25 protein-coding genes are annotated in these 22,875 nt (G+C 74.0%); 13 read left to right on the top strand and 12 right to left on the bottom strand.

Annotation, left to right across the window (positions count from 1 at the left end; all coding sequences use genetic code 11):
- Positions 1-33: 33 nt before the first annotated feature.
- Entirely contained in the window at positions 34-963 is a 930-nt protein-coding gene (locus tag ACFYE1_RS00930; RefSeq protein ID WP_387738970.1) for an ABC transporter ATP-binding protein, read from the bottom strand.
- 126 nt (positions 964-1,089) lie between these two features.
- Between ACFYE1_RS00930 and ychF the strand changes: the two genes are divergently transcribed.
- Positions 1,090-2,175 (top strand): redox-regulated ATPase YchF, encoded by a 1,086-nt coding sequence (gene ychF / locus ACFYE1_RS00925; RefSeq protein WP_387738968.1) that lies wholly within the window; start codon positions 1,090-1,092, stop codon positions 2,173-2,175.
- A 31-nt stretch (positions 2,176-2,206) separates the two neighbouring features.
- Here the strand turns inward: ychF and arfB are convergent, their stop codons facing one another.
- The 4 genes from arfB to ACFYE1_RS00905 form a co-directional block, all read right to left on the bottom strand.
- Positions 2,207-2,647 carry an alternative ribosome rescue aminoacyl-tRNA hydrolase ArfB gene (arfB, locus tag ACFYE1_RS00920; protein ID WP_387738966.1) on the bottom strand — a complete coding sequence of 147 codons (441 nt, stop codon included), beginning with the start codon at positions 2,645-2,647 and terminating at the stop codon, positions 2,207-2,209.
- Between the two features lie 131 nt (positions 2,648-2,778).
- The gene (locus ACFYE1_RS00915) at positions 2,779-3,096 is read right to left on the bottom strand and encodes a hypothetical protein (RefSeq protein ID WP_387738965.1); all 318 of its coding nucleotides are present in this window, start codon (positions 3,094-3,096) and stop codon (positions 2,779-2,781) included.
- Positions 3,093-3,470, bottom strand: coding sequence for a hypothetical protein (locus tag ACFYE1_RS00910; protein WP_387738963.1), 378 nt, complete (start codon positions 3,468-3,470; stop codon positions 3,093-3,095). The genes ACFYE1_RS00915 and ACFYE1_RS00910 overlap by 4 nt, the downstream gene beginning before the upstream one ends.
- A 235-nt stretch (positions 3,471-3,705) precedes the next feature.
- Positions 3,706-3,999, bottom strand: coding sequence for a hypothetical protein (locus ACFYE1_RS00905; protein WP_387738961.1), 294 nt, complete (start codon positions 3,997-3,999; stop codon positions 3,706-3,708).
- 70 nt (positions 4,000-4,069) lie between these two features.
- Between ACFYE1_RS00905 and ACFYE1_RS00900 the strand changes: the two genes are divergently transcribed.
- Positions 4,070-4,474, top strand: a complete 405-nt coding sequence (locus ACFYE1_RS00900; protein ID WP_387738959.1) for an MmcQ/YjbR family DNA-binding protein — start codon at positions 4,070-4,072, stop codon at positions 4,472-4,474.
- 21 nt (positions 4,475-4,495) lie between these two features.
- On the opposite strand, the gene ACFYE1_RS00895 is transcribed toward ACFYE1_RS00900, so the two are convergent.
- Both ACFYE1_RS00895 and ACFYE1_RS00890 read right to left on the bottom strand, forming a co-directional pair.
- Positions 4,496-4,939 carry a LapA family protein gene (locus ACFYE1_RS00895; RefSeq protein ID WP_387738958.1) on the bottom strand — a complete coding sequence of 148 codons (444 nt, stop codon included), beginning with the start codon at positions 4,937-4,939 and terminating at the stop codon, positions 4,496-4,498.
- 92 nt (positions 4,940-5,031) lie between these two features.
- A complete protein-coding gene (locus tag ACFYE1_RS00890) occupies positions 5,032-5,700 on the bottom strand; it encodes an alpha/beta hydrolase family protein (RefSeq protein ID WP_387738956.1) in 669 nt (222 codons plus the stop codon).
- Positions 5,701-5,778: 78 nt separating this feature from the next.
- On the opposite strand from ACFYE1_RS00890, the gene ACFYE1_RS00885 reads away from it, so the two are divergent.
- Positions 5,779-6,387, top strand: a complete 609-nt coding sequence (locus tag ACFYE1_RS00885) for a mismatch-specific DNA-glycosylase (protein WP_387738954.1) — start codon at positions 5,779-5,781, stop codon at positions 6,385-6,387.
- 25 nt (positions 6,388-6,412) lie between these two features.
- Here the strand turns inward: ACFYE1_RS00885 and zupT are convergent, their stop codons facing one another.
- On the bottom strand, positions 6,413-7,198 hold the full coding sequence (zupT, locus tag ACFYE1_RS00880; RefSeq protein WP_387738952.1) for a zinc transporter ZupT: 786 nt from the start codon (positions 7,196-7,198) through the stop codon (positions 6,413-6,415).
- Between the two features lie 101 nt (positions 7,199-7,299).
- On the opposite strand from zupT, the gene ACFYE1_RS00875 reads away from it, so the two are divergent.
- The gene (locus ACFYE1_RS00875) at positions 7,300-8,187 is read left to right on the top strand and encodes an aminoglycoside phosphotransferase family protein (protein WP_387738951.1); all 888 of its coding nucleotides are present in this window, start codon (positions 7,300-7,302) and stop codon (positions 8,185-8,187) included.
- Positions 8,188-8,277: 90 nt separating this feature from the next.
- On the opposite strand, the gene ACFYE1_RS00870 is transcribed toward ACFYE1_RS00875, so the two are convergent.
- Positions 8,278-9,861, bottom strand: coding sequence for a cation:proton antiporter domain-containing protein (locus tag ACFYE1_RS00870; protein ID WP_387738949.1), 1,584 nt, complete (start codon positions 9,859-9,861; stop codon positions 8,278-8,280).
- Between the two features lie 143 nt (positions 9,862-10,004).
- On the opposite strand from ACFYE1_RS00870, the gene ACFYE1_RS00865 reads away from it, so the two are divergent.
- The 5 genes from ACFYE1_RS00865 (at position 10,005) to ACFYE1_RS00845 (ending at position 16,968) form a co-directional block, all read left to right on the top strand.
- Positions 10,005-11,396, top strand: coding sequence for an MFS transporter (locus ACFYE1_RS00865; protein ID WP_387738947.1), 1,392 nt, complete (start codon positions 10,005-10,007; stop codon positions 11,394-11,396).
- Positions 11,393-12,496, top strand: coding sequence for a winged helix DNA-binding domain-containing protein (locus tag ACFYE1_RS00860; RefSeq protein ID WP_387738945.1), 1,104 nt, complete (start codon positions 11,393-11,395; stop codon positions 12,494-12,496). The genes ACFYE1_RS00865 and ACFYE1_RS00860 overlap by 4 nt, the downstream gene beginning before the upstream one ends.
- A gap of 119 nt (positions 12,497-12,615) precedes the next feature.
- Complete coding sequence (locus ACFYE1_RS00855) at positions 12,616-13,314, top strand: maleylpyruvate isomerase family mycothiol-dependent enzyme (protein ID WP_387738943.1); 699 nt, start codon at positions 12,616-12,618, stop codon at positions 13,312-13,314.
- Positions 13,315-13,661: 347 nt separating this feature from the next.
- Positions 13,662-15,575, top strand: coding sequence for a translational GTPase TypA (typA, locus tag ACFYE1_RS00850; RefSeq protein ID WP_387738941.1), 1,914 nt, complete (start codon positions 13,662-13,664; stop codon positions 15,573-15,575).
- A gap of 37 nt (positions 15,576-15,612) precedes the next feature.
- The gene (locus ACFYE1_RS00845; protein ID WP_387738939.1) at positions 15,613-16,968 is read left to right on the top strand and encodes a PIG-L family deacetylase; all 1,356 of its coding nucleotides are present in this window, start codon (positions 15,613-15,615) and stop codon (positions 16,966-16,968) included.
- Positions 16,969-16,995: 27 nt separating this feature from the next.
- On the opposite strand, the gene ACFYE1_RS00840 is transcribed toward ACFYE1_RS00845, so the two are convergent.
- A complete protein-coding gene (locus tag ACFYE1_RS00840; protein WP_387738937.1) occupies positions 16,996-17,286 on the bottom strand; it encodes a putative acetyltransferase in 291 nt (96 codons plus the stop codon).
- Between the two features lie 70 nt (positions 17,287-17,356).
- On the opposite strand from ACFYE1_RS00840, the gene fdxA reads away from it, so the two are divergent.
- The 4 genes from fdxA (at position 17,357) to ACFYE1_RS00820 (ending at position 20,764) form a co-directional block, all read left to right on the top strand.
- The gene (gene fdxA / locus ACFYE1_RS00835; protein WP_387738935.1) at positions 17,357-17,689 is read left to right on the top strand and encodes a ferredoxin; all 333 of its coding nucleotides are present in this window, start codon (positions 17,357-17,359) and stop codon (positions 17,687-17,689) included.
- Entirely contained in the window at positions 17,686-18,831 is a 1,146-nt protein-coding gene (gene dapC, locus ACFYE1_RS00830; protein WP_387738933.1) for a succinyldiaminopimelate transaminase, read from the top strand. Before fdxA ends, dapC begins: the two co-directional genes overlap by 4 nt.
- 164 nt (positions 18,832-18,995) lie before the next feature.
- Positions 18,996-20,294 (top strand): citrate synthase, encoded by a 1,299-nt coding sequence (locus ACFYE1_RS00825; RefSeq protein WP_387738931.1) that lies wholly within the window; start codon positions 18,996-18,998, stop codon positions 20,292-20,294.
- A gap of 104 nt (positions 20,295-20,398) precedes the next feature.
- Complete coding sequence (locus ACFYE1_RS00820) at positions 20,399-20,764, top strand: A1S_2505 family phage non-structural protein (RefSeq protein ID WP_387738929.1); 366 nt, start codon at positions 20,399-20,401, stop codon at positions 20,762-20,764.
- 28 nt (positions 20,765-20,792) lie between these two features.
- Here ACFYE1_RS00820 and galE read toward each other — a convergent pair whose 3' ends face one another.
- A complete protein-coding gene (gene galE, locus ACFYE1_RS00815; RefSeq protein WP_387738927.1) occupies positions 20,793-21,815 on the bottom strand; it encodes a UDP-glucose 4-epimerase GalE in 1,023 nt (340 codons plus the stop codon).
- Between the two features lie 35 nt (positions 21,816-21,850).
- A complete protein-coding gene (locus tag ACFYE1_RS00810; protein WP_387738925.1) occupies positions 21,851-22,774 on the bottom strand; it encodes a hypothetical protein in 924 nt (307 codons plus the stop codon).
- Positions 22,775-22,875: the final 101 nt, after the last annotated feature.

The raw sequence follows: 22,875 nt of genomic DNA, 5'->3' as shown, positions 1-22,875 counted from the left end.
CTCCAGGGGCCGGAACGGGGGTCGCGGGATCGGTCAGTCGGCGGTGAGGCCCAGGAAGGCCTCCTCGAGCCCGGCGTGGGTGATCTCCAGCTCGCTCGCGCCCGGGGTCGTGAGCAGGTGCCGGGCGATGGCGTCCGTGTCGGGACCCGTGAGCCGCCGGCGCCCGCCGACGGGCTCCAGCGGGGTCGACCCCGGGACGACGACGGGCTCGGGCCCCTTCCAGCGGAAGCTGACCACCCGGTGGCCGGCCAGGGCCTGGACCTCGGCGGTGGCGGCGTCCGCGACCACCCGCCCGCCCTTGAGCACCACGGTGCGCGCGGCGAACTCCTCGGCCTCGTCGAGGTAGTGGGTCGCGAACACGACCGTCCGGCCGCGCTCCGCCTCGGCGTGCATCGCGGCCCAGAACTCCCGCCGGGCGCTGACGTCCATCCCCGCGGTCGGCTCGTCGAGGACCAGCAGGTCCGGCTCGGGCAGCAGGGCCAGCGCGAAGCGCAGCCGCTGCTGCTCGCCGCCCGAGCACTTGGAGACCTTCCGCCGCGCGAACCCGGCGGCCCCCGCCCGGCCCAGGGCCTCGTCCACGGGGAGGGGGCTCCGGTGCAGGGTGGCGACCATGGCGACCGTCTCCCGCACGGACAGGTCGTCGAGCAGCCCTCCGGTCTGCAGGACCGCGCCGATCCGCCCGGCGCGCACGCTCTCGCGCGGTGCGGCGCCCAGGGTGCGCACGGTGCCGTCGTCGGGGTCGGTGAACCCCAGCACCATGTCGAGGAGGGTGGTCTTCCCGGCGCCGTTGGGCCCGAGCAGCGCGACGACCTCGCCGCGCTCGACGCGCAGGCTCACGCCGTCCACGGCCTGGACGCGCCGCTCGCCGCGCCCGAAGCCCTTCCGGACACCGGAGACGTCGACGGCCGGGGAGGCGGCGGCGCTCGCGGACGGCGCGGTGCTGGAGGCCGGGGAGGATCTCATGCTCCGACTCTGCTCCACGGCGCGCCGTACCGGAAGCCCCGGTGCCGCGACACGCCCATGGCATCGGTCACGCGACCCGGAACCGGCGGGGGCGTGCCGGCCCGGCGGCCGGTAGGATGGTCTCCCGTGGCTCTTACTATCGGAATCGTCGGACTGCCCAACGTCGGCAAGTCCACCCTCTTCAACGCGCTGACCCGCAACACCGTCCTGGCGGCGAACTACCCGTTCGCGACCATCGAGCCGAACATCGGCGTGGTCAACCTGCCGGACCCGCGGCTGGACCGGCTCGCGGGGATCCACGGCTCGGACCGGATCCTGCCTGCGACCGTGTCCTTCGTGGACATCGCCGGCATCGTCAAGGGCGCGTCCGAGGGGGAGGGGCTCGGCAACCAGTTCCTCGCCAACATCCGCGAGGCCCACGCGATCGCCCAGGTGGTCCGCGCGTTCGACGACCCGGACGTGATCCACGTCGACGGCGAGATCGACCCCGCCTCGGACATGGAGACCATCAACACCGAGCTGATCCTGGCCGACCTGCAGACCCTCGAGAACGCGATCCCGCGCCTCGAGAAGCAGGTCAAGATCAAGAAGGCCGACCCCGCCAAGCTCGCCGCGATGCAGCAGGCCCAGACGATCCTTGAGCGCGGCGACACGATCTTCGGGGCGGCCGAGAAGGAGAAGCTCGAGGTCGGCCAGCTGCGCGACCTCAGCCTGCTCACCGCCAAGCCCTTCATCTACGTCTTCAACGCCGACGACGGGGTGCTCGGCGACGAGGCCAAGCAGCAGGAGCTGCGCGAGCTCGTGGCACCCGCCGACGCCGTGTTCCTCGACGCGAAGCTCGAGTCCGAGCTCGTGGAGCTCGACGCGGAGGAGGCGAAGGAGATGCTGGAGATGTCCGGGCAGGACGAGGCCGGTCTCGACAAGCTCGCTCGCACGGGGTTCCACACCCTCGGGCTGCAGACCTATCTCACCGCCGGGCCCAAGGAGTCCCGGGCCTGGACCATCCCCGTGGGCGCCACCGCCCCGCAGGCCGCCGGCGTCATCCACACCGACTTCGAGCGCGGCTTCATCAAGGCCGAGATCGTCTCCTTCGCGGACCTCGACGCCGCCGGGTCCATGGCCGACGCCAAGGCCGCCGGCAAGGTCCGGATCGAGGGCAAGGACTACGTCATGCGCGACGGCGACGTGGTGGAGTTCCGCTTCAACGTCTGAGCGGGCCGGGCAACCCGTGCCGGCGCTCGGGTCACTCCGGCCCGGGGCGCCTGCGGTGCTGCTTGGTCTCGGAGCGCCGCCGTTTTCCCTCGAGCCGTCGCCGCCGCGAGCCGTTCGTGGGCCGGGTCGGTCGCCGGACGAGGGCCGGAACCAGGGCATCACGGAGCAGGGCGGCAAGGCGTTGTCTCGCCGCAGTACGATTGCGCCGCTGCTGCCGGTGCTCCGCGGCGCTGACGGTGAGCACCGTGCCCGAGAGTCTCCCGGAGAGCCGGTCCAGGACGAGCTCGCGCTGGGTGTCGCTCAGCGCTGTCGTCGTGGCCAGGTCGAGGCTGAGCTGCACCCGTGAGTCGGTGGTGTTGACGCCCTGGCCGCCCGGACCGGAGGCGTGCGAGAACTGCTCGACGAGCTCTCCCGCCGGCACCCTGAGGCCGCGGGGCGCGCCGGGGCCCGGGGGCACGTGCAGGTCGTCCACACGACGATTGTGTCGCACCCGCGACGTGGTTGCCGCTGCCGGCACCGGTCGGATGCCTCCGGAGCCCGATCACGTTCTCCGGGTACGACGGCTCGCACCAGCAGCGGGCGGGGAGACCTTGGACCGGGCTCCTACGGAGCCATGGGGACGCGGTGGGGGACGGTCTCCGTCTCCCGGGCCGGGACCGGGTCGTCGGCCACGATCCGCAGATCGGTGAGATCCGCGCCCTCGAGGTGCGGCAGCACCTGGGTGGCCAGCAGGGACAGTGCTGTGCCGTACGCACCGGCCCTCGTCTCGGCCTCCACGGTGATCCGGAGGCAGGCGCCCTGCGCCCCGCTGCTCCGGGCGACGCAGTGCGCCGCCGAGATGATCCGGCTCAGGGCACCGACCGCGGAGGCGTCCACCCTGCGGGTCGTCCGGACCGTCGCCTCGGCGGTCCACGTGCTCACGGGGTGCCTCCGGCCCGAAAGCCTTCCGACTGCTGGTCCCGGGACCGGGCCGGCGCGGTGATCCGCACCGGGCCGGTGACCGGCTGCACGTCGTCGAGGCTCCAGCGCAGGAGGTCCACGGCCGAGGGCTCCGCTTCGGGCGCCTGGTGCAGGTCCACGGTGACGTCCGCCTCAGGGAACAGCGCTCGGGCGCGGACCGCGAGCGGCGCCAGGGCCTGCTGGTTGGTGCCGGTCAGCAGGCCCGTGACGACCAGGCTCACGTGCCGGCCGTCCAGATCGATCCGGACGAGCACCGAGAGCTTGTGCCCTCCAGGTGCTCCTCCCGGCGCGGTGGGCGCGCGCTGTCCCGCCCTCGCCGTCATGATGTCGTCCATCGTGTCTCCCCCGTCGGTGCAGCCGCGACAGGGGTCCGCTCCCACGCCCTGGGTCCGCGTCGTCCCTGACGCCGCGACGGTCGGCCCTGCCCGCACGACCATCGTGGGCTCGTGGGGGGATCGGCCGCCAGGGTGTGCTCCCGACGAGTGCGTTCTCCGGCTCGTCGATGCTCTGCGCGGCACCCGGACGCACGGGGGCCGGTGCGCCGCCGTGGCCCCGGCAGCGCACCGGTGCCTACAGCTGGTCGTCGGTGGCGCCCTCCGGCGGTGCCTCCGCCTCGAGGTAGTCCTCGACGTCCACCAGGACGGCAGGGCCGGACTGCGCCACCTGCAGCGCGACGGCGAGGCTCGCCACGTCGTCGTCGTCCAGGGGCTGGTCGGGCAGGTCCACGGCGTAGCGGGCCTCACCGTCGACGAGCACGGGCGTGATGTGGGCGGTGCCGCTCGTGAGGTCGACCGCGGTCGCGGGGGCGACCGGCTCGACGTCCTCGGGTGCCGGGCGGTCGTCGGGGGGTGCGGGAGAGCTCATGGGATCCATCCTTCGTTCGGGTGCTGTCAGGCTACTGCCTGATGCCGTCCGCGCAATGGATCGGCCTAGCATGGACGACATGACGCACCCGCTCCAGTTCGACGGCGACGATCCGGTGCTGGTCCGCGTGCGCTCGATCTGCCTCGCGCTGCCCGGCGCGCAGGAGAGGATCTCCCACGGTCGCCCGTGGTTCTGCACGAGGACCGGTTTCGCGGTGTACGGCGGCACGCTGCGAGGGGACGTCTCGACCGCCTTCGACGCGGCGCTGCTGGTCAAGGCCGATCCGCAGGAGCGCCCGGCCCTGCTGGCCGACACGCGGTTCTTCGAGCCGGCGTACCTGTGGCCCTCGGGCTGGGTCGGGTTGGACCTGTCCCCGGCGGGCCCCGACTGGGCCGAGGCCGCCGAGCTCGTCGAGACGTCCTACCGACTCACCGCGCCGCGCCGTCTGGTGCGAGAGCTCGACACCCGCCGCTGACGGGCCGGGCGGGCGCGGGGATCAGCGCAGGGCCCGTTTGATGTCGGCGCGCTCCTTCTCGAGCTTGCGCACCCGGTGGCCGAGCTTGAAGAGCCGGACGGAGCCGACGAGGCCCATGATGAGGGCACCGGCGACCGCCGCGAGCAGCATGGCGACGCCGAGGGGGAGGCTGAACTCCCACCCCAGGTAGTTGAAGCGCGCCGGGACGTTGTTCTGCAGGATGAACACCAGCAGCAGGACCAGGATCACCAGGCCGAGGATCAGGGCCGTCCACATGGCGCCCGAGACGCCCTGCTTCTGGTGCTCGTCCAGCGCGGGGTCCGTGCCCACCTGCCGGCGGCCGGACGGTTCCCGGCCGGCCGCCGGGCGGTCCGCGGCGGACGGGTCCGGCGCAGGACTCCGCGGCTGGTCCCCGGGGGAGGGATCGGGCCGGTACGGGTCGGAGGATGCTGGGGTGGGGGCCATGACGGTTCTCTCCCTGGTCGCGGACGGGTCGCGGTGACCCTGTGGTTCTCACGGTAGTCCTGGACGACGCGCCGCTGGAACCCCGACGGTGCTCAGCGGGTCGTGCCAGTCTCCCGGAGGAAGCGGCGCAGCTCCGCGGCGACGAGCGCGAGCGCGTCCTGCTGGCCCAGGGGCCCGGAACGGCGGACCGTCAGCGCGTGGTCGGCGCCCTCCACCGGGACGACGTCGACCGCCGGCGCGCCGTCCGCGGCGGCCGCGACCTCGTCCGCCGAGCCGAAGGCGTCCCGCGTCCCCTGCAGCACGAGCACGGGGACCGTGGGCCGCAGCAGCTCCTCGGCCCGCGAGCGCTCCGGCCGGCCCGGAGGGTGCAGGGGGAAGGCCAGGCAGACGACGGCGGACGCGCCCACCGCGGCGGCCGTCCGGCACGCCACGCGCGCCCCGGCGCTGCGTCCCCCGACGACCACGGGCCGCCCGTCCGCCAGCCCGCGCACGGCCGGCGCGGCGGCCAGCCACCCGGCGTCGAGGGCGGCCGGACGGGGGGCGATCCTCCGGCCGGCGAGCACCCACGGCTGCTCGTGGCGCACGACCGTGACGCCGTGGCGGGGGAGCTCGTCGGCGAGGGAGGCGAGGTCCTGGGCGCCGGCGCCCCCGCCCGCGCCGTGGCCGAGCCACAGCAGCGCCGTGGGGGTCGCGGCCGGGGAGACGAGCAGGCGCCCCGGCCCGGTCTCGGTGGGCACGGTGAGCTCGGTGGGCCGGGGCATGGACTCCACGGTAGCCGGGTGGTCTCCCGCCACGGGCCCGTGGTGCTCGCCGGACGGGGTGCGGCCTAGCATGTGACCATGGCATCCCCGCACGCGGCCGGCGGAGCCCGGCCGAGCCGGGCGGACCTCGAGGCCGCCCGGAACACGACCCTGCCCGATCTGCTCGGCCCGGACCTGCGGCTGCTGGTCTGCGGCATCAACCCGAGCCTGTGGGCCGCGGCCACGCAGGCGCACTTCGCCCGGCCCGGCAACCGGTTCTGGCCGGCCCTGCACGACGCCGGGCTCACCGGCCGGCTCGTGGATTGCTCGGCCGGGATGAGCGCGGAGGACCGGGAGCACGTCCTGGGCCGGGGCCTCGGCATCACGAACCTGGTGCGCCGGGCCACCGCCCGGGCCGACGAGCTGGACCCCGCCGAGTTCGCGGCCGGCCGCGAGCGGCTGGCCGAGCTCGTCGCCGAGCTGCGCCCCGCCGTCGTCGCGGTCGCCGGTGTCACCGCCTACCGGCACGCCTTCGCGGATCCGAGGGCCGTGCTCGGGCGCCAGGGCCGGGAACTGGCCGGGGCGCAGCTGTGGGCGCTGCCGAGCCCGAGCGGGCTCAACGCCCACGCGTCCCGGGCGAGCCTCGCCGCCGCGTTCGCCGAGGCCGGCCGGGCGGCGGGTCTCCCCGCAGCCCGCACGCTCCCGTGACCCGGTCCCGGGTGCCGCGGGCACCTCAGACGAACAGGAGCAGACTGACCGCCATGACCGCCATCCCGGCCACCAGCCCGTAGACCGAGAGATGGTGCTCGCCGTACTCCTGGGCCGTCGGCAGGAGCTTGTCCAGCGAGATGAAGACCATGATCCCGGCCACGCCCGCGAACACGACGCCGAAGAGGACGTCGTCGAGGAACGGGAACAGGACGAGGTACCCGAGCACCCCGCCGACGGGCTCCGCCAGGCCCGAGAGGAACGCCCAGCGGAAGGCCCTCCGGCGGCTGCCCGTGGCGTGGTGGATCGGCACCGCCACGGAGATGCCCTCGGGGATGTTGTGCAGCGCGATCGCCACGACCACCGGGATCGCCACGGAGGGCTCCTGCATGGCCGCCACGAAGGTCGCGAAGCCCTCGGGGAAGTTGTGGATCGCGATCGCCACCGCGGTCATCGTCCCCATCCGCATGAGCCGGCGCTGCCGTCCGGCGTGGTCGTGCGGGTACTCGTGGGGGTTGACGCGCGACGGCACGAGCCGGTCGATCACCGCGATCAGGGCGATCCCCGCGAAGAACCCGCCCGCCGTGGCCCACGCCCCGGAGCGCCCCCCGAGCTCCGCGACCAGGGCGACCTGGGCCTTGACGAAGATCTCGATCATGGACACGTAGATCATCACCCCGGCCGAGAAGCCGAGGCTCACCGCGAGGAACTTGGCGTCGGTGCGCCTGGTGACCAGGGCCAGGAAGGCGCCCACACCCGTGGCCAGCCCCGCGAACAGCGTCAGGCCGAAGGCGAAGAGCAGCTCGTGCACGGGCGGGTGGACTCCGTTCCTGGCCGGGGTGGGGCGCTCGCAGTCTAGCGAACCGCACGGGCGCCCTCGGGGGCCGCCCGGCGGTGCGCCAGAATGGTCCGATGACGACTTCCTCCGGGCAGGCCCCGGACGCGGACGGCCCCCCGGCAGGTGTCCCGGACGGGCTCGCCGACCGGTACACGACCGCGTGGGAGCTGGTCCCGGACGGGCGGGCGCGGGACGAGGACGGGGCCCTGGTCCTGCCGGTGCGCACCCGCGCCGGGGAGCCGGCCGTGCTGCGGCTCTCCCCGCCGCGGCCCGGCGCCGAGCACGAGCACCTGGCCCTGCGCGTGTGGGCCGGCCGCGGGGCCGTGCGGCTGCTCCGGGCGGAGCCGGCGGACCGGGCGCTGCTGCTCGAGCGCACCGCCGAGCGGGACCTGCACGACCTGCCGGTGCTCGAAGCCTGCCGCGTGCTGGGCGAGCTGACCCGGTCCCTCGCCCGGCCGCCGCGGCCCCCGTTCCCGCGCCTGTCCTCGACCGCCCGCCGGTGGCAGACGGAGCTGGCGGGAGCCGTGGACCTGGACGCCCGGTTCCCGCGCCGCTTCCGGCTCCAGGCCGTCAAGGGCCTCGAGCGGCTCCGGCGCGACGAGCTGGACGCGGCGCTCGTGCACCAGGACCTGCACTATGGTGCCGTCCGCGCGTCGGCGCGCGCCCCGTGGCTGGCCGCCGGGGCCGACGCGGTGGTCGGCACCCCCGAGTTCGCGCTGGTTCCCGCGCTGTGGCACCGCGCGGACGAGGCAGGGCGCGGCGGGGCGCTGACGGCGGCCCTGGCGGACCGGATGGAGGCCCTCGCCCTGGCGGCCGGCGCCGACGACGAGCGCCTCCGCGCGTGGGTGCTCGTCCGGTGCGCGGTGGCGGCTCGGGACGAGGTCGCCCGTCCCACCGGGGCCCCGCACCGCGACGTCAGCCGGCTGGTCCAGCTGTGCAAGGCCGTCCAGCGGGGCGCCTGACCCAGCCCTCGGCCGGCCCGCACCCGGGAGGCGGAGGAGCGGCGGAGACCGCGGCCCGGCCGGCGCGCACCGGGCGTCCTGCCGCAGGGGTCAGTCGGTTCGGCGGCCGAGGGCCTCGACGGTCTCCGCGGCCAGGGCGATGCCGGCGCCGCTGTAGAGGTTGAAGACCGTCCGGACCCCGTGCCCGCGCAGCTCCTGCACCTCGTCGTCGTACTGCGCCACGGCGGCCACGGCCCCGGCGAACCCGGACTCGGTGAGCTGTCGCAGGGCCACAAGGTTGGAGCCGTGGAAGGGCATGGCCAGCACGGCGACCTGCACGTGGCCGGTCGCGAGCACCCGCTCCCAGAACTCCTGGTCGGTCGCGTCCGCCTCCTGGACGTCGAAGCCCCGCGTCCGCAGCCTGTCGACGCGGTCCGTGGCGTTCTCGATGCCGACCACGGAGAAGCCGTGCTCCTCGGCGAGCTCCCGGTAGGCCGCCTGCCCCACCCGGCCCATGCCGAGCACGAGGACATCGGCGTGGCCGATGTCGATGGGGCGGTCCTCCGGGTGCAGCTTGTCGTCCGGGTGCTCCGGCAGCCTCTGGGCGAGGGTGCTGGTCAGGGAGGAGCCGCGCCGGTTGAGCAGGGCCGAGACCACGAAGCTCAGGGCGACCGCCACGGAGAGCATCACCAGCCAGTCCTCGTCGAACATGCCGGCGGAGACGCCGATGGCCCCCACGATCAGGGCGAACTCGGAGTGGTTGCCGAGGGCCAGGCCCGTGCGCAGGGACGTGCGGCGGCGCAGCCCGAACACCCACAGCAGCAGCACGAACATCATCACCTGCACCGGCAGGAGGGCCAGCAGCAGCACGCCCATGGTGACCATCTCGAGGGTCGGCATCCCGTGGAAGCCGATCGAGACGAAGAAGGCGACCAGCAGGAGGTCCTTGAGCGTGAACAGGGTCCGGGAGAGCTCGCCCGCGTTCGCGTGCGAGGCCAGGAGCATGCCCACCAGGAGCGCGCCGAGGTCCCCCTTCAGACCCACCGCGGAGAAGGCGATGTAGCCGGGGACCAGGGCCATGAGCACGCCGAACAGGGCCTGCAGCTCGCCGTGGCCGATCCGGTCCCAGACCCGGCGGAACAGCCACGCCGCCGGCAGCAGCAGGACCAGCCCCAGGGCCCACGGGCTCGGCGGGGTCTCGCTCGTGACGGTGATGAAGACGACCGCGGCGAGGTCCTGGATGATGAGGACGCCGATCGCCACGCGCCCGTAGAGGGACGTGGTCTCGCTGCGCTCCTCGAGGACCTTGAACACCAGCACGGTGCTCGAGAAGGACAGGGCGAACCCGGCCAGGAGCAGCGAACGGAGGTTCTCTCCCGGCAGCTGCAGCCCCACGAGCATGAGCAGGCCCAGGAATCCCGCCCCGAGCGCCGTGCTCAGGACCATGTGGATCCCGGCCGTCCCCCAGATCTCCTTGCGCAGCAGGGACCGGGCGTCGAGCTTGAGGCCGATGCCGAACAGCATCAGGGTCACGCCGACGTCGGCCAGCTGGTCGAGCACGGGGAGCCGCTCCACGCCCAGACCGTTGAGCACGAAGCCGGCCGCGAGGAATCCGATCAGGGGCGGCAGGCGTGCGAGGACGGCCAGGGCACCGGCCCCGAAGGCGACGACGAGATACACGGCGACCGTAGACACAGGCACCTCCCTCGCCGGCCGGTGGTGGGACCCTCCCAGTCTAGAGCGGGTCCGGGTCCTGCTCCCGGACCGGCCGAGCGTGCCCGGCGGTCCGCACCGCCTACAGTGGTCGCAGCACTGCGCAGCGAGGGAAGGACCGGAGCATGCACGAGAGCCAGGGGCCCGCCGGCGCCACGTCCGCGCTGACGCGGTCCCAGCGGCTGGACCGGCTGCCGTTCACCACCGAGCACCGGAAGCTGCTGGTCGGCTCCGGCGTCGGCTGGGCCCTGGACGCCATGGACGTGGGCCTGATCTCGTTCGTGATGGCCGCCCTCGCGCAGGAGTGGGGTCTGGGCTCCGGGGAGCTGTCCCTGCTCGCCTCGATCGGCTTCGTGGGCATGGCTGTGGGCGCCAGCCTCGGCGGGCTCCTGGCCGACCGGCTCGGCCGGCGCCAGGTCTTCGCCCTGACCCTGCTCGTGTACGGCACGGCCACGGGGGCGTCCGCGCTCGTCGGCTCCCTCGCCGCGCTCGTGATCCTGCGCTTCGTGGTCGGCCTCGGCCTCGGCGCCGAGCTGCCCGTGGCCTCCACCCTCGTCTCCGAGTACGCCCCCCGGCGGATCCGCGGCCGCGTGGTGGTGGTCCTCGAGTCCTTCTGGGCCGTCGGCTGGATCCTCGCCGCCCTCGTGGGCTACTTCGTGGTGCCCTCCTCCCCGGACGGCTGGCGCTGGGCGCTCGTGGTGGGCCTCGTGCCGGCTCTCTACGCCGTGGTCGTGCGCCGGGCCCTGCCGGAGTCCGTGCGCTTCCTGGAGCACCGGGACCGCACGGACGAGGCCGAGGCCGCGGTGCGCAGGTTCGAGCGGGCCAGGCCCCTGGGCCGCTCCCGGGCCGTGACCGCCGCGCAGGCCCGGACCGCCGAGGAGGCCGGCCCGCGCCCGGCGGAGACGGCGACCCGGATCTGGGCCCCGTCCCTGCGGCGGCGCACGGCGGCCCTGTGGACCGTCTGGTTCTGCATCAACTTCGCCTACTACGGGGCGTTCACCTGGCTGCCCACGCTCCTGCTCCAGCAGGGCCTCACGCTGACGACCTCCTTCGGCTACGTCCTGGTCATCACGCTCGCCCAGCTGCCCGGCTACGCCGCGGCGGCCTGGCTCATCGAGGTCTGGGGCCGCCGGATCACGCTGGCCGTGTTCCTCGGGGGCTCCGCGGCGAGCGCCCTGCTCTTCGGCATCGTGTCGATGGGCAGCATCGTGCTCCCGTGGCAGGTGATCGGCTCCGGCATGGCGCTGTCCTTCTTCAACCTCGGCGCGTGGGGCGCGCTGTACGCGATCGGCCCCGAGCTCTACCCCACCGCGCTGCGCGGAACGGGCACCGGGGCGGCCGCGGCGTTCGGCCGGGTCGCCTCGATCCTGGCCCCGCTGACCGTCCCGGTGCTGCTCGCGCTCGGCGGGGAGCGCTACGACGTCGTCACGGTCTTCACCGTCTTCGGCGCCGCCTTCCTCGTGGCCACGCTCTCCGCGTTCGCCCTGCCCGAGCAGCGGGGACGGGCCCTGTCGTGAGCGCCGAGCCCGTCCTCGGCGACCGGGAGATCGGTCTGGCGCGACTGGCCGCCCAGGGGCTGGCGCGGCCGCCGGACGCGGCCCCGGAGGACATCGTGCGCTCCCTGGGCGCGGTCCAGGCGCAGGACCTGCCCGGCGCCCTCGTGTCGGTCGGGCTGCGCCGGGGCGCCGGGACCGCCGGGCTGCGGGAGGCCTTCGACGCGAGCCGGATCGTGCGCACCTGGCCCATGCGCGGGACCCTGCACCTGGTGCCCGCCGAGGAGCTGCGGGCCTGGCTGGCCGTGCTCGGGCCCCGAACCGTCTCCTCGACGGCCGGCCGGCGGCGCGAGCTGGGCATCGACGAGCGCCTGCACGCCGCCCGGGAGACAGCGCTGACGGCGCTGCGCCACGGCCCGCAGCCCCGTGAACGGCTGCACGCCGCGTGGGACGAGGTCGGGTTGCTGGGCGCCCCCGGCCGGGCCTACCACCTCATGCTCGCCCTGCACCTGGACGCGAGCCTGTGCATGGGACCCCTGGCCGGGGACGCACGGGACCAGCTCGTGGTCCCCGTCGCGGACTGGATCCCGGACGCGGAGGACGAGCCCGGTCACCCCGCGGCGGATGCCGGCGTGCCGCCCGTCGTCGTGCGCTGGGTGCGCCGGTACCTGCGCAGCCACGGCCCCGCCTCCGTCGCGGACGCCGCCCGCTGGGCGGCGCTGCCGCGCTCCACGGTGCGCGCCGCGGTGGGCCTTCTCGACGACGTCGTGGCCGTGCGAGACCGCGGCGGGCAGGAGCTGTGGTGCGCCCCGGAGGTCCTCGAGGACGCGGTGCACCCCGGCCGCCGGGCTGCCGGGGTGCACCTGCTGCCGCCGTTCGACGAGTACGTCCTGGGCTACGGGGACCGCTCGCACGTCCTGGCCGGCCAGCACGCGGCGCGCATCGTCCCCGGCGCGAACGGCGTCTTCAAGCCCACCGTCGTGGCCGGCGGGCGGATCGTGGGGACCTGGGGGCGCAGCCGGCGGGCCTCGTCCCCGGGTCTCGTGCTGGAGCCCTTCGAGGAGTTCTCGGCCACCCGCCGCCGGGCCGCCGAGCGCGCGTTCGCGCGGCTGCCGGTCCTCTGAGCCGAGCGCGGCCGGAGGCGCCGCCCCGCGGGCACCTGTGGGGCGGCGCCTCCGGCCGCGGACGGCTTTCCGGCACCCGGCGGTGGCCCGGGTCACAGGGTGCTGGATAGGGTGGGCGCATGAGTGAACCCACCCGCCTGTCCTCGGACCTGTCCCGGCTCGAGCGCGAGACCGACAGCTTCCTCGCCACCGTCGAGTCCCTCTCCGACGAGGAGCTGGCCGCGCCCTCGCTGTGCGGGGGCTGGACCCGCGCCCACGTCGTCGCCCACCTCGCCTCCAACGGCCGGGCCCTCGTCAGGCTCGTCGACTGGGCCGTCACGGGCGAGGAGCAACGCCCCTACGCGTCCCCCGAGGCCCGCAACCGGGAGATCGACGAGTACGCCGCCCTGCCCCGCGAGGAGCTGGTGCGCAGGGCGCGCGAGAGCGCGGCCTACTTCGCCGAGCAGTCCCGTCGGCTGGGCGGCGAGCTCGCCGTCGAGGAGGTGCACATGCACGGCAAGCGGATCCCCGCCCCGGCCGTCGTGGCGCTGCGCAACTCGGAGATCGTCGTCCACCACCACGACCTCGACACGGACTGGACCCTCGAGCGGGCCGAGCCCGACTCGCTGGTCGACGCCCTCGAGGCCGCCGTGCGCACCATGCGCGCCAAGGACGCCCCCGGCATGACGCTGGTGACGCAGGAGCGCGACGAGTGGGTGATCGGCGACGGCGCCCTGCGCGTCGAGTCCGACCGGAAGGGCCTGCTCGCGTGGCTGGCCCGCGGCGACGGCGGGCGCGTCGACGCCCACGGCCCGCTGCCGGTGCTCCCCGGCTGGTGACAGCACGCTCCGTGCGCAGCGTCCGGCTGGGGGCGCCGGCGCCCCGGGCCTGAGGGGAGCAGTCCCTTCCCCGGCCGCCGAGACCCCCTGCGCCGGCAGCTCGCCCTGCTCGATCGGGGATCCGCGCCGGGACGCGGGACGCGGCGCGGGGCGGGAGACGGGGGAGTCGGCGGGGTCACAGGCGCCCGGGGTGCCGCCCGAGCGGCCCCGCGGGGTAGAATGGTCTACGGCCCGCTGAGCGGGCGCTCCCGCCCGGGTCCCTCCGGGTGCGCGGCGGCGCCCCGGCCGCACCCATCGGGAGGGCTGCACCTCCCCCCGCATCTCCACCCGAAGAGAGACCCACGCGTATGCCTGTCACCTCCACCACCGCCCAGCGCGCCGACCTCCGCAACGTGGCCATCGTGGCCCACGTCGACCACGGCAAGACCACCATCGTGGACGCGATGCTCCAGCAGACGCACGCGTTCTCCTCCCACGGTGAGGTCGAGGAGCGCGTGATGGACTCCGGTGACCTGGAGCGCGAGAAGGGGATCACGATCCTCGCCAAGAACACCACGGTGTTCTACGACGGTCCCTCCGCCGAGGGGGAGACCATCACCATCAACGTCATCGACACCCCCGGCCACGCCGACTTCGGCGGTGAGGTCGAGCGCGGCCTGTCCATGGTCGACGGCGTCGTGCTGCTCGTGGACGCCTCCGAGGGCCCGCTGCCGCAGACCCGCTTCGTGCTGCGCAAGGCCCTCGAGGCCAAGCTCCCCGTGATTCTCGTGGTCAACAAGGTCGACCGCCCGGACGCCCGGATCGAGGAGGTCGTGCACGAGTCCATGGACCTGCTGCTGGGCCTGGCCTCGGACATCTCCGAGGACGAGCCGGACCTCGACCTGGACGCCGTCCTGGACGTGCCGGTGGTCTACGCCGCGGGCCGTGACGGCCGGGCCTCCCTGGCGCAGCCCGAGAACGGCGGCCTCCCGGACAACGAGGACCTCGAGCCGCTGTTCGCCACGATCATCAAGCACGTCCCCGCGCCCTCCTACGACCCCGAGGGCGTGCTGCAGGCGCACGTGACCAACCTGGACGCCTCCCCGTTCCTGGGTCGTCTCGCCCTGCTGCGCATCTTCAACGGCACCCTCAAGAAGGGCCAGACCGTGGCCTGGGCCCGCGCGAACGGCGAGCTCAAGAACGTGCGGATCTCCGAGCTGCTGGCCACCAAGGGCCTGGACCGCGTCCCGGCCGAGTCCGCCGGCCCCGGTGAGATCGTGGCCGTGGCCGGGATCGAGGACATCACCATCGGCGAGACCCTCACCGACCCGGAGAACCCGCAGCCCCTGCCCCTGATCACGGTGGACGACCCCGCGATCTCCATGACCATCGGCATCAACACCTCCCCGCTGGCCGGCCGCGCCAAGGGCACGAAGGTCACGGCCCGACAGGTCAAGGACCGCCTCGACAAGGAGCTCGTCGGCAACGTCTCGCTCAAGGTGCTCCCCACCCAGCGTCCGGACGCCTGGGAGGTCCAGGGCCGCGGCGAGCTGGCCCTCGCGATCCTGGTGGAGCAGATGCGCCGCGAGGGCTTCGAACTGACCGCGGGCAAGCCCCAGGTCGTGACGAGGACCGTCGACGGCAAGGTGCACGAGCCCTACGAGCACATGACCATCGACGTGCCCGACGAGTTCCTCGGCGCCGTGACCCAGCTGATGGCCGGGCGCAAGGGCCGCATGGAGGCCATGGCCAACCACGGCACCGGCTGGGTGCGGATGGAGTTCAAGGTCCCCGCCCGCGGGCTGATCGGCTTCCGCACCAGGTTCCTCACCGAGACCCGCGGCGCCGGCATCGCGTCCTCCTACGCCGACGGCTACGAGCCGTGGGCCGGAGACATCGAGTACCGCACCAACGGTTCGATGATCGCCGACCGCGCCGGCGTGGTCACCCCGTTCGCGATGATCAACCTGCAGGAGCGCGGGTCGTTCTTCGTGGAGCCCACCTCGGAGGTCTACCAGGGCATGATCGTGGGCGAGAACTCCCGCGCCGACGACATGGACGTGAACATCACGAAGGAGAAGAAGCTCACCAACATGCGTGCGGCCTCCTCCGACACCTTCGAGAACCTCACGCCCCCGCGCAAGCTGACCCTCGAGGAGTCCCTCGAGTTCGCCCGCGAGGACGAGTGCGTGGAGGTCACCCCGGACGCCATCCGCATCCGCAAGGTGATCCTCGACGCCAACGAGCGGATGAAGGCGCACCGGGCCCGGGCCCGCGCCTGACCCCGGAACGCAGCATCACCGCGCAGCCGGACCGGCCGTGACCCAGCAGCCCGTTCCGTACTACCCCGAGCAGGGCGTCCTCGTGCGCGAGGACGCCCTGCCCGAGCTGCTGCCTCCGGGCCTGCGCCCGGAGGACGCCCGGCTCCTGTTCGTGCACGCCCACCCCGACGACGAGTCCATCGCCACCGGCGCGACCATGGGCCGGTACGCAGAGCTCGGTGCGCAGGTCGTGCTGCTCACCATGACCCGCGGCGAGCGCGGCGAGGTCATCCCCGAGCCGCTGCACGCGCTCGAGGTCGGCCGCCCGGAGTGCTCCGACGACGGCACGGCCCTGGGCCGCCACCGGGTCGGCGAGCTCGACGACGCCGCGGCCCGGCTGGGCGTGGCCGAGCACTTCTTCGCGGGGGAGCCCCCCGCCCTCGATCCCGCCGTGGGCTTCGCCGGCGGCACGCGCCACTACCACGACTCCGGCATGTCCTGGGGCGCCGACGGGCGGGCCGCCCCGGCGGCGGACTCCTCGCCGCACAGCCTCACCGCGGCCACGGCCGACGAGGCCGCCGCCCATGTCGCCGCCGCGGTCCGGGCCGTGCGCCCGCACGTTCTCGTCACCTACGACGACGACGGCGGCTACGGCCACCCCGACCACGTCCGCACCTCAGCCGTCGCGGTGCGCGGCGCCGAGCTCGCCGCCCGCCCGGGCGCGGACGCCGACGGAGCGCTCGTCGACTCCTGGCGCACCCCCCTCGTGTGGGCCGTCGAGGGCGAGGCGCGGCCCGGGGACCGGCGGCCGCAGGCTGCGGTGCACGGCGCCGCCGGGCGCAAGCGGGCCGCCATGGCCGCCCACGCGACCCAGCTGGTGCTGGCCGAGGACGGCTCGAGCTTCGCCCTCTCCAACGGGGTATGGCAGCGTTTCAGCGCCCTCGAGACCTACCGTCTGCTCGCCGGGGACCCCGACGCGGTCGTCGAGGAGCAGGTGCCCCGGCCCGCCCGGGCCTCCGTGCTCTCGACCCTCGTGACATCCGTCGCGGCCGGCGCCGTGGCGGCGTCCGTGGCCACCGTCCTGCACGGCGCGGTCTGGTACTCCGCCGCCGGGTGGTGGTTTCCCTGGGGACTGCTCTTCGCGACCGCCCTGCTGCTCAGTGTGTCCCTGTGGGTCGGCACGGCGACGCGCCGCGTGTGGGCCGCCGCCGTGCCGGGACTGATCGGCTACCTCGTCTCCTGGCTCTTCGCCTACGGCGGGGACGGCTCCGTGATCGTCGTGACGAACCCGGGCACGCCCGTGGGGATCCTGGGCCTCGCCTGGTTCGGGCTGGTCTTCACGGTGACCCTCCTGTCCGTGCTCGTCACGGCCGGCTGGCTGCGCGCCCGGCGGCGGCGGACCGGCACCGTCTGAGCTCCCCGCCCCGCGGGCCGGAGGCGCTCAGTCCTGTCGCGGGCGGCGCCGAGGCGGCACGGGCGGGACGACCCGTGCGGCCCGGATGCCGTCGGCGCCGATCAGCACGTCCCCGCGGCGGGTCCGCACCGTGACGGCCTCCTCGTCCGCGGCCAGCAGCTCCCCCAGGGCATCGGTGAGCGGCATCCCGGAGGCGTCGTCGGCGGGCAGGGCGTAGCGCACGCTCACGCGCGTACCAGCAGGCAGGCCGGTGAGCAGACCCAGCGCCGCAGATGACGTTCCGGACGGCGATGTTGAGCCGGATGTCGGATGCTCCATGGCTGTCATCCTAGCCAGGGCGCCGTGGCTAGACTGGTCGGAGCAACCCCGGAGAAAGGTTCGAACCCCCGTGACCTACGTCATCGCCCAGCCCTGTGTCGACGTGAAGGACAAGGCCTGCGTCGAGGAGTGCCCCGTCGACTGCATCTACGAGGGGGAGCGCTCGCTGTACATCCACCCCGACGAGTGCGTGGACTGCGGTGCGTGCGAGCCGGTGTGCCCCGTCGAGGCCATCTACTACGAGGACGACACCCCCGACGAGTGGGCCGACTACTACAAGGCGAACGTCGAGTTCTTCGACGACCTCGGCTCGCCCGGCGGCGCCGCGAAGCTCGGCAACACGCACACCGACCACCCCATGATCGCCGAGCTGCCGCCGCAGAACCAGGACGTCGCCCTGTGACGCAGGGGGACAGGTCCTTCGGCCTCGCCCTGCCCGACTATCCGTGGGACACGATGGCGCCGTACCGCGCCGTCGCCGCGGAGCACCCCGGCGGGGTCGTGGACCTGTCCATCGGCACACCCGTGGACCCCACCCCGCTGGTCGTCCAGGACGCGCTGGCCGCCGCCGCCGACGCCCACGGCTATCCGACCACCCACGGCACCCCTGCACTGCGCGAGGCCGTCGTCGCGTGGTACGCGCGGCGCCGCGGCGTGCCCGGTCTGGACCCCGCCGCGGTGATGCCCACGGTCGGCTCCAAGGAGCTGGTCGCCTGGTTGCCGCTGCTCCTCGGTCTGCGCCCCGGTGACGTCCTCGTGCGCCCCACGGTGGCCTACCCCACCTACGACATCGGGGCCCAGCTGGCGGGCGCCGAGCCCGTGGCCGCGGACGACCTCGACGAGCTCGACGAGGACGTGCGCTCCCGGGTGCGCATGGTGTGGCTGAACTCGCCCGCCAACCCCACCGGCATCGTCCGGGACGCGGCGTCGCTGCGGAGCGTGGTCGACCAGGCCCGCGCCCTCGGGGCCGTGGTCGCCTCCGACGAGTGCTACGCCGAGCTCGGCTGGGGCGCCTGGGACGTCCAACAGGGAGGCACCCCGGTGCCGTCGGTGCTCGACCCCCGGGTCAGCGGAGGGGACGACTCCCTGCTGCTCGCCGCGTACTCGATGTCGAAGCAGTCGAACGCCGCCGGCTACCGGGCCGCGTTCCTCGCGGGGGACGCCCGGCTGATGGCGAGCCTGGTCAACTCCCGCAAGCACGCCGGGATGATCGTGCCCGCACCGATCCAGGAGGCCATGCGGGTCGCCCTGGGGGAGGACGCCCACGTCACCGCCCAGAAGGCGCTCTACCGGTCCCGCCGCGAACGCCTCGTCCCCGCCGCCGAGGAGTTCGGCCTGCGGGTCGAGCACTCCGAGGCCGGGCTGTACCTGTGGTGCACGGCCGGGGAGGACACGTGGACCACGGTGCAGCGCTTCGCCGAGCGGGGCGTCGTGGTGGGCCCCGGGGTGTTCTACGGCACGGCCGGCGAAGGGTTCGTCCGCCTCGCCCTCACCGCCACCGACGAGCGGATCGACGCCGCGGTGGAGCGGCTCGGCCGCGCCTGACACGCTCCGCCGCGGCGCCGGGATTGGTCCCTGCGCGGACGGAGCGGGTAGGTTGGGACCTGACGATCGCTGTGTCCCGGGACCGGGACGTGCTGCGCCGACGGCGGCGCCCGGCACGGCGACCACGGGCACCGGACACCGACATCCACTCGCGGAGGACGAACATGACTGAGTCTGCACAGAAGACCGGGACGGCCCGGCTCGACTACGGGAACGGCAGCCCTCTCGAGCTGCCCATCCAGGACGCCACCGAGGGCAACCGCGGGTACGCCATCACGAACATGCTCAAGGAGACCGGCAACGTCGCCTTCGACCCCGGGTTCATGAACACGGCGAACGCCCGCTCCGCCATCACCTACATCGACGGCAACAACGGCATCCTCCGCTACCGGGGTTATCCGATCGAGGAGCTCGCCCAGCACTCCAGCTTCATCGAGACCGCCTACCTGCTCATCTACGGCGAGCTGCCCACGCCGAGCGAGCTCGAGGACTTCGACAACCGGATCCGCCGGCACACCATGGTCCACGAGGACCTCAAGAGCTTCTTCAACGGCTTCCCGCGCAACGCGCACCCCATGCCCGTGCTGTCCTCGGCCGTCTCGGCGCTGTCCACGTTCTACGGGGACTCCCTCGACCCGTTCGACCAGGAGCAGGTGGAGATCTCCACCATCCGGCTGCTCGCGAAGGTGCCCACGCTGGCCGCCTACGCGTACAAAAAGTCCAAGGGCGAGCCGATGCTCTACCCGCAGAACGACCTCAACTACACGGAGAGCTTCCTCCGCATGTGCTTCGGCGTGCCCGCCGAGGACTACGAGATCGACCCGGCGATGGGCAAGGCCCTGGACGTGCTGCTGATGCTGCACGCGGACCACGAGCAGAACTGCTCCACGTCCACCGTCCGGCTCGTGGGCTCCTCCCACGCGAACATGTTCGCCTCGGTATCGGCGGGCATCAACGCCCTCTACGGCCCGCTGCACGGCGGCGCCAACGAGGCCGTGCTCGGGATGCTCAACCGGATCCAGCTGGAGGGCGTCAAGCCCGAGGACTTCATGGAGCAGGTCAAGAACAAGGAGTCCGGCGCCCGGCTCATGGGCTTCGGCCACCGGGTCTACAAGAACTACGACCCCCGGGCCCGCATCGTCAAGGACTACGCCCACGAGATCCTCGAGAAGCTGGGCGGCAACGACCAGCAGCTCGAGATCGCCATGCGGCTCGAGGAGAAGGCCCTCGCCGACGACTACTTCGTGGAGCGCAAGCTCTACCCGAACGTCGACTTCTACACGGGCCTCATCTACAAGGCGATGGGCTTCCCGGAGAAGATGTTCACCGTCCTCTTCGCGATCGGCCGGCTCCCCGGCTGGATCGCCCAGTGGCGCGAGATGATCGAGGACCCGGAGACCAAGATCGGCCGCCCGCGCCAGCTCTACGTGGGCGAGGGCGAGCGGCACTACCCGCAGCGCTGAGCAGTCCCGCTCCCGGTACCGGCCACCGCCGGGCCCGTTCCCTCCGGGGCACGGGCCCGGCGTCCGTCGTTCCGCCCCGGCGCCCGCCCCGGTAGCGTGGTGCCATGGACGAGCAGCGGCACACCCCGGACCGGATCACCGAGCTCGGCCCGGGCGACGTCTTCGTCTTCGGCTCCAACGCCCGCGGCGCCCATCTCGCGGGTGCGGCGCGCACGGCAGTCGAGCGCTTCAGCGCCGTCCCGGGCCAGGGGCACGGTCTGCAGGGTCGCTCGTACGCGATCGACAGCATGAGCGGGCTCCCGGAGCTCGAGCGGGAGGCGGCGGCGTTCGTGGCCTTCGCCTGGGAGCACCCCGAGCTGACGTTCTGGCTCACCCGGGTGGGCACGGGCATCGCCGGTCACGACGAGCGGCGGGTGGCCGCCCTGTTCGCCGACGCTCCGCCCAACGTGGTCCGGCCCCGGGGCTGGTGAGCCCCGGGGCCGGACCTGCACCCGGTGCTCAGGCGCCCGCGGCGTAGCCCTCGGGGTTGCTCCGCTGCCAGGTCCAGTGGTCCCGGCACATCGTGTCGAGGTCCCGGTCGGCGGACCAGCCCAGTTCGGCCAGGGCCGTGGACGGATCGGCGTAGGACACCGCGGCGTCGCCGGGCCGGCGGTCCACGACCTCGTAGGGGATGCTGCGCCCGGAGGCCCGCTCGAAGGCGGCGTGGACCTCGAGCACCGAGTAGCCCTTGCCGGTGCCCAGGTTCCACGTGCGCACCCCGCCGTGCTCGGCGATGTGGTCCAGCGCCCTGAGGTGCCCGTCGGCGAGATCCACCACGTGGATGTAGTCGCGCACGCCCGTCCCGTCGGCCGTCGGGTAGTCGGCGCCGTAGACCTTCAGCTTCTCCCGCCGGCCCACGGCCACCTGGGCGATGAACGGCAGGAGGTTGTTCGGCACGCCCGAGGGGTCCTCGCCGATCCGGCCGGACTCGTGGGCGCCCACCGGGTTGAAGTAGCGCAGCAGGGCCACGTTCCAGGACGGGTCCGAGGCGGCGAGGTCCACGAGCATGTCCTCGATGTGCTCCTTGGTCCGCCCGTACGGGTTCTGCGCGTCCATGGCCTGCTTCTCGGTCAGCGGCATCTCCTCGGGGGCGCCGTAGACCGTGGCCGAGGAGGAGAACACGAGGGACCGGCAGCCGTGGGCCTCCATGGCGTCCAACAGGTTGAGGGTGCCGGCCACGTTGGTGCGGTAGTACCAGAGGGGCTTCTCGGCCGACTCGCCGACGGCCTTGAGCCCGGCGAAGTGGATCACGGCCTCCGGGCGGTGCTCCGCGAACACGGCGTCGAGTCCCTGGGGGTCGAGGAGGTCGACCTCGGCGAACGCCTCCACGGGCCGTCCCGCAAGCTCCTCGACGCGCTCCAGCGAGGTCCGCGAGGAGTTCGCGAGGTTGTCCATCACGACGACGTCGTGTCCGGCCCCCAGCAGGGCGAGGACGGTGTGCGAGCCGATGTAGCCGGTTCCCCCGGTCACGAGAATCTTCATGGTCCCAGCGTATCGGCCGGGCCGCGGCGGGCTCGTCAGCGGCTCGCGAGGACGACGACGACGTCGTCGGGCGGGGGAGCGCCCTCCGGGTGCGCCTCGGCGGTGTCCACCCAGCCCGGGGCCGGCGCGAAACGGGTGGTGCGCTGGTCCGCCCGGACCCAGGTGCGTCCGTCGAAGGACACCTCGGCGACGCCCAGCGCGTCCGCCTGCGCGACCGCCCAGTGCGCCGCCGCCCAGCCCGCGGGCTCCCCGGGCGTGGGCATGACCACCCGGTCCCCGTCCGTGCGCGGGGCCGGGAGCGCCGGCCCGAACGCGGCGCCGAGGGCTCCGGCCGCCCGGCCGGGGTCCCCGGAGCGCTCGGGCTCGTCGAGCACGCAGTTGAGCGAGGCCTCGGTGGCGCCGGTCAGGCTGCCGGCGAGGGCCCGGGCGACGCCCTCGTGCCGGGCGTATGCCTCCGGGTGCGCGGAGCGCTGGACCGCCTGCGCGGCGTCGGTGACGGACATCGTCTCGTAGTCGAGCTCGGCGAGACCGTCGTAGAAGGCGGCGGTGGCGTAGGCCGGGTCCATGATCTGCTCGACCGTTCCCCAGCCCTGGGAGGGGCGCTGCTGGAACAGCCCCACGGAGTCCCGGTCCCCGTAGTCGATGTTGACCAGCTGTGACTCCTGCATCGCGGTGGCCAGGGCCACGACCGCCGCGTACGGGTCGGTGCCGCGCGCCACGGACTCCGCGGTGATCAGGGCGGCGTTGGCCGACTGCTCCGCGGAGAGGGTGTGCCGCTGCGGCTCCCCGTCCCCGTCCGTGCTCGAGACCACGCACCGGGGCTCCCCGGCCGAGGGCCGGCCCGCGCGCAGCTCGACGGCCACGAGGATCCCCGCCGCGAGCACGGCACCGACGAGCAGGAGCACGAACAGCGGCAGCCGCAACGACCTGCTGAGGCTGCCGGGGACGGGGGAGGACACGAACGCTCCTGAGCAGGCGGGAGGGGCAACGGACGGGGAAACGGGCGCGGGAGAGGGACGCCCGACGCCGCGCAGGGCGGGACGTGCCCGTCCTGGCGCGG

This window comes from Kocuria nitroreducens (genome assembly GCF_042879195.1).
Taxonomy (GTDB): domain Bacteria; phylum Actinomycetota; class Actinomycetes; order Actinomycetales; family Micrococcaceae; genus Kocuria; species Kocuria nitroreducens.
This window is presented reverse-complemented; position numbering and strand designations above follow the sequence as displayed.

Bases quoted from the DNA above. Each gene is read 5' to 3' on its own strand.
- ACFYE1_RS00930 (WP_387738970.1), bottom strand. From the start codon at position 963: ATGAGATCCTCCCCGGCCTCCAGCACCGCGCCGTCCGCGAGCGCCGCC.
- ACFYE1_RS00910 (WP_387738963.1), bottom strand. From the start codon at position 3,470: ATGGACGACATCATGACGGCGAGGGCGGGACAGCGCGCGCCCACCGCG.
- ACFYE1_RS00905 (WP_387738961.1), bottom strand. From the start codon at position 3,999: ATGAGCTCTCCCGCACCCCCCGACGACCGCCCGGCACCCGAGGACGTC.
- ACFYE1_RS00900 (WP_387738959.1), top strand. From the start codon at position 4,070: ATGGACGACATGACGCACCCGCTCCAGTTCGACGGCGACGATCCGGTG.
- ACFYE1_RS00895 (WP_387738958.1), bottom strand. From the start codon at position 4,939: ATGGCCCCCACCCCAGCATCCTCCGACCCGTACCGGCCCGATCCCTCC.
- ACFYE1_RS00890 (WP_387738956.1), bottom strand. From the start codon at position 5,700: ATGCCCCGGCCCACCGAGCTCACCGTGCCCACCGAGACCGGGCCGGGG.
- ACFYE1_RS00885 (WP_387738954.1), top strand. From the start codon at position 5,779: ATGGCATCCCCGCACGCGGCCGGCGGAGCCCGGCCGAGCCGGGCGGAC.
- ACFYE1_RS00875 (WP_387738951.1), top strand. From the start codon at position 7,300: ATGACGACTTCCTCCGGGCAGGCCCCGGACGCGGACGGCCCCCCGGCA.
- ACFYE1_RS00865 (WP_387738947.1), top strand. From the start codon at position 10,005: ATGCACGAGAGCCAGGGGCCCGCCGGCGCCACGTCCGCGCTGACGCGG.
- ACFYE1_RS00855 (WP_387738943.1), top strand. From the start codon at position 12,616: ATGAGTGAACCCACCCGCCTGTCCTCGGACCTGTCCCGGCTCGAGCGC.
- typA (WP_387738941.1), top strand. From the start codon at position 13,662: ATGCCTGTCACCTCCACCACCGCCCAGCGCGCCGACCTCCGCAACGTG.
- ACFYE1_RS00840 (WP_387738937.1), bottom strand. From the start codon at position 17,286: ATGGAGCATCCGACATCCGGCTCAACATCGCCGTCCGGAACGTCATCT.
- ACFYE1_RS00825 (WP_387738931.1), top strand. From the start codon at position 18,996: ATGACTGAGTCTGCACAGAAGACCGGGACGGCCCGGCTCGACTACGGG.
- ACFYE1_RS00820 (WP_387738929.1), top strand. From the start codon at position 20,399: ATGGACGAGCAGCGGCACACCCCGGACCGGATCACCGAGCTCGGCCCG.
- galE (WP_387738927.1), bottom strand. From the start codon at position 21,815: ATGAAGATTCTCGTGACCGGGGGAACCGGCTACATCGGCTCGCACACC.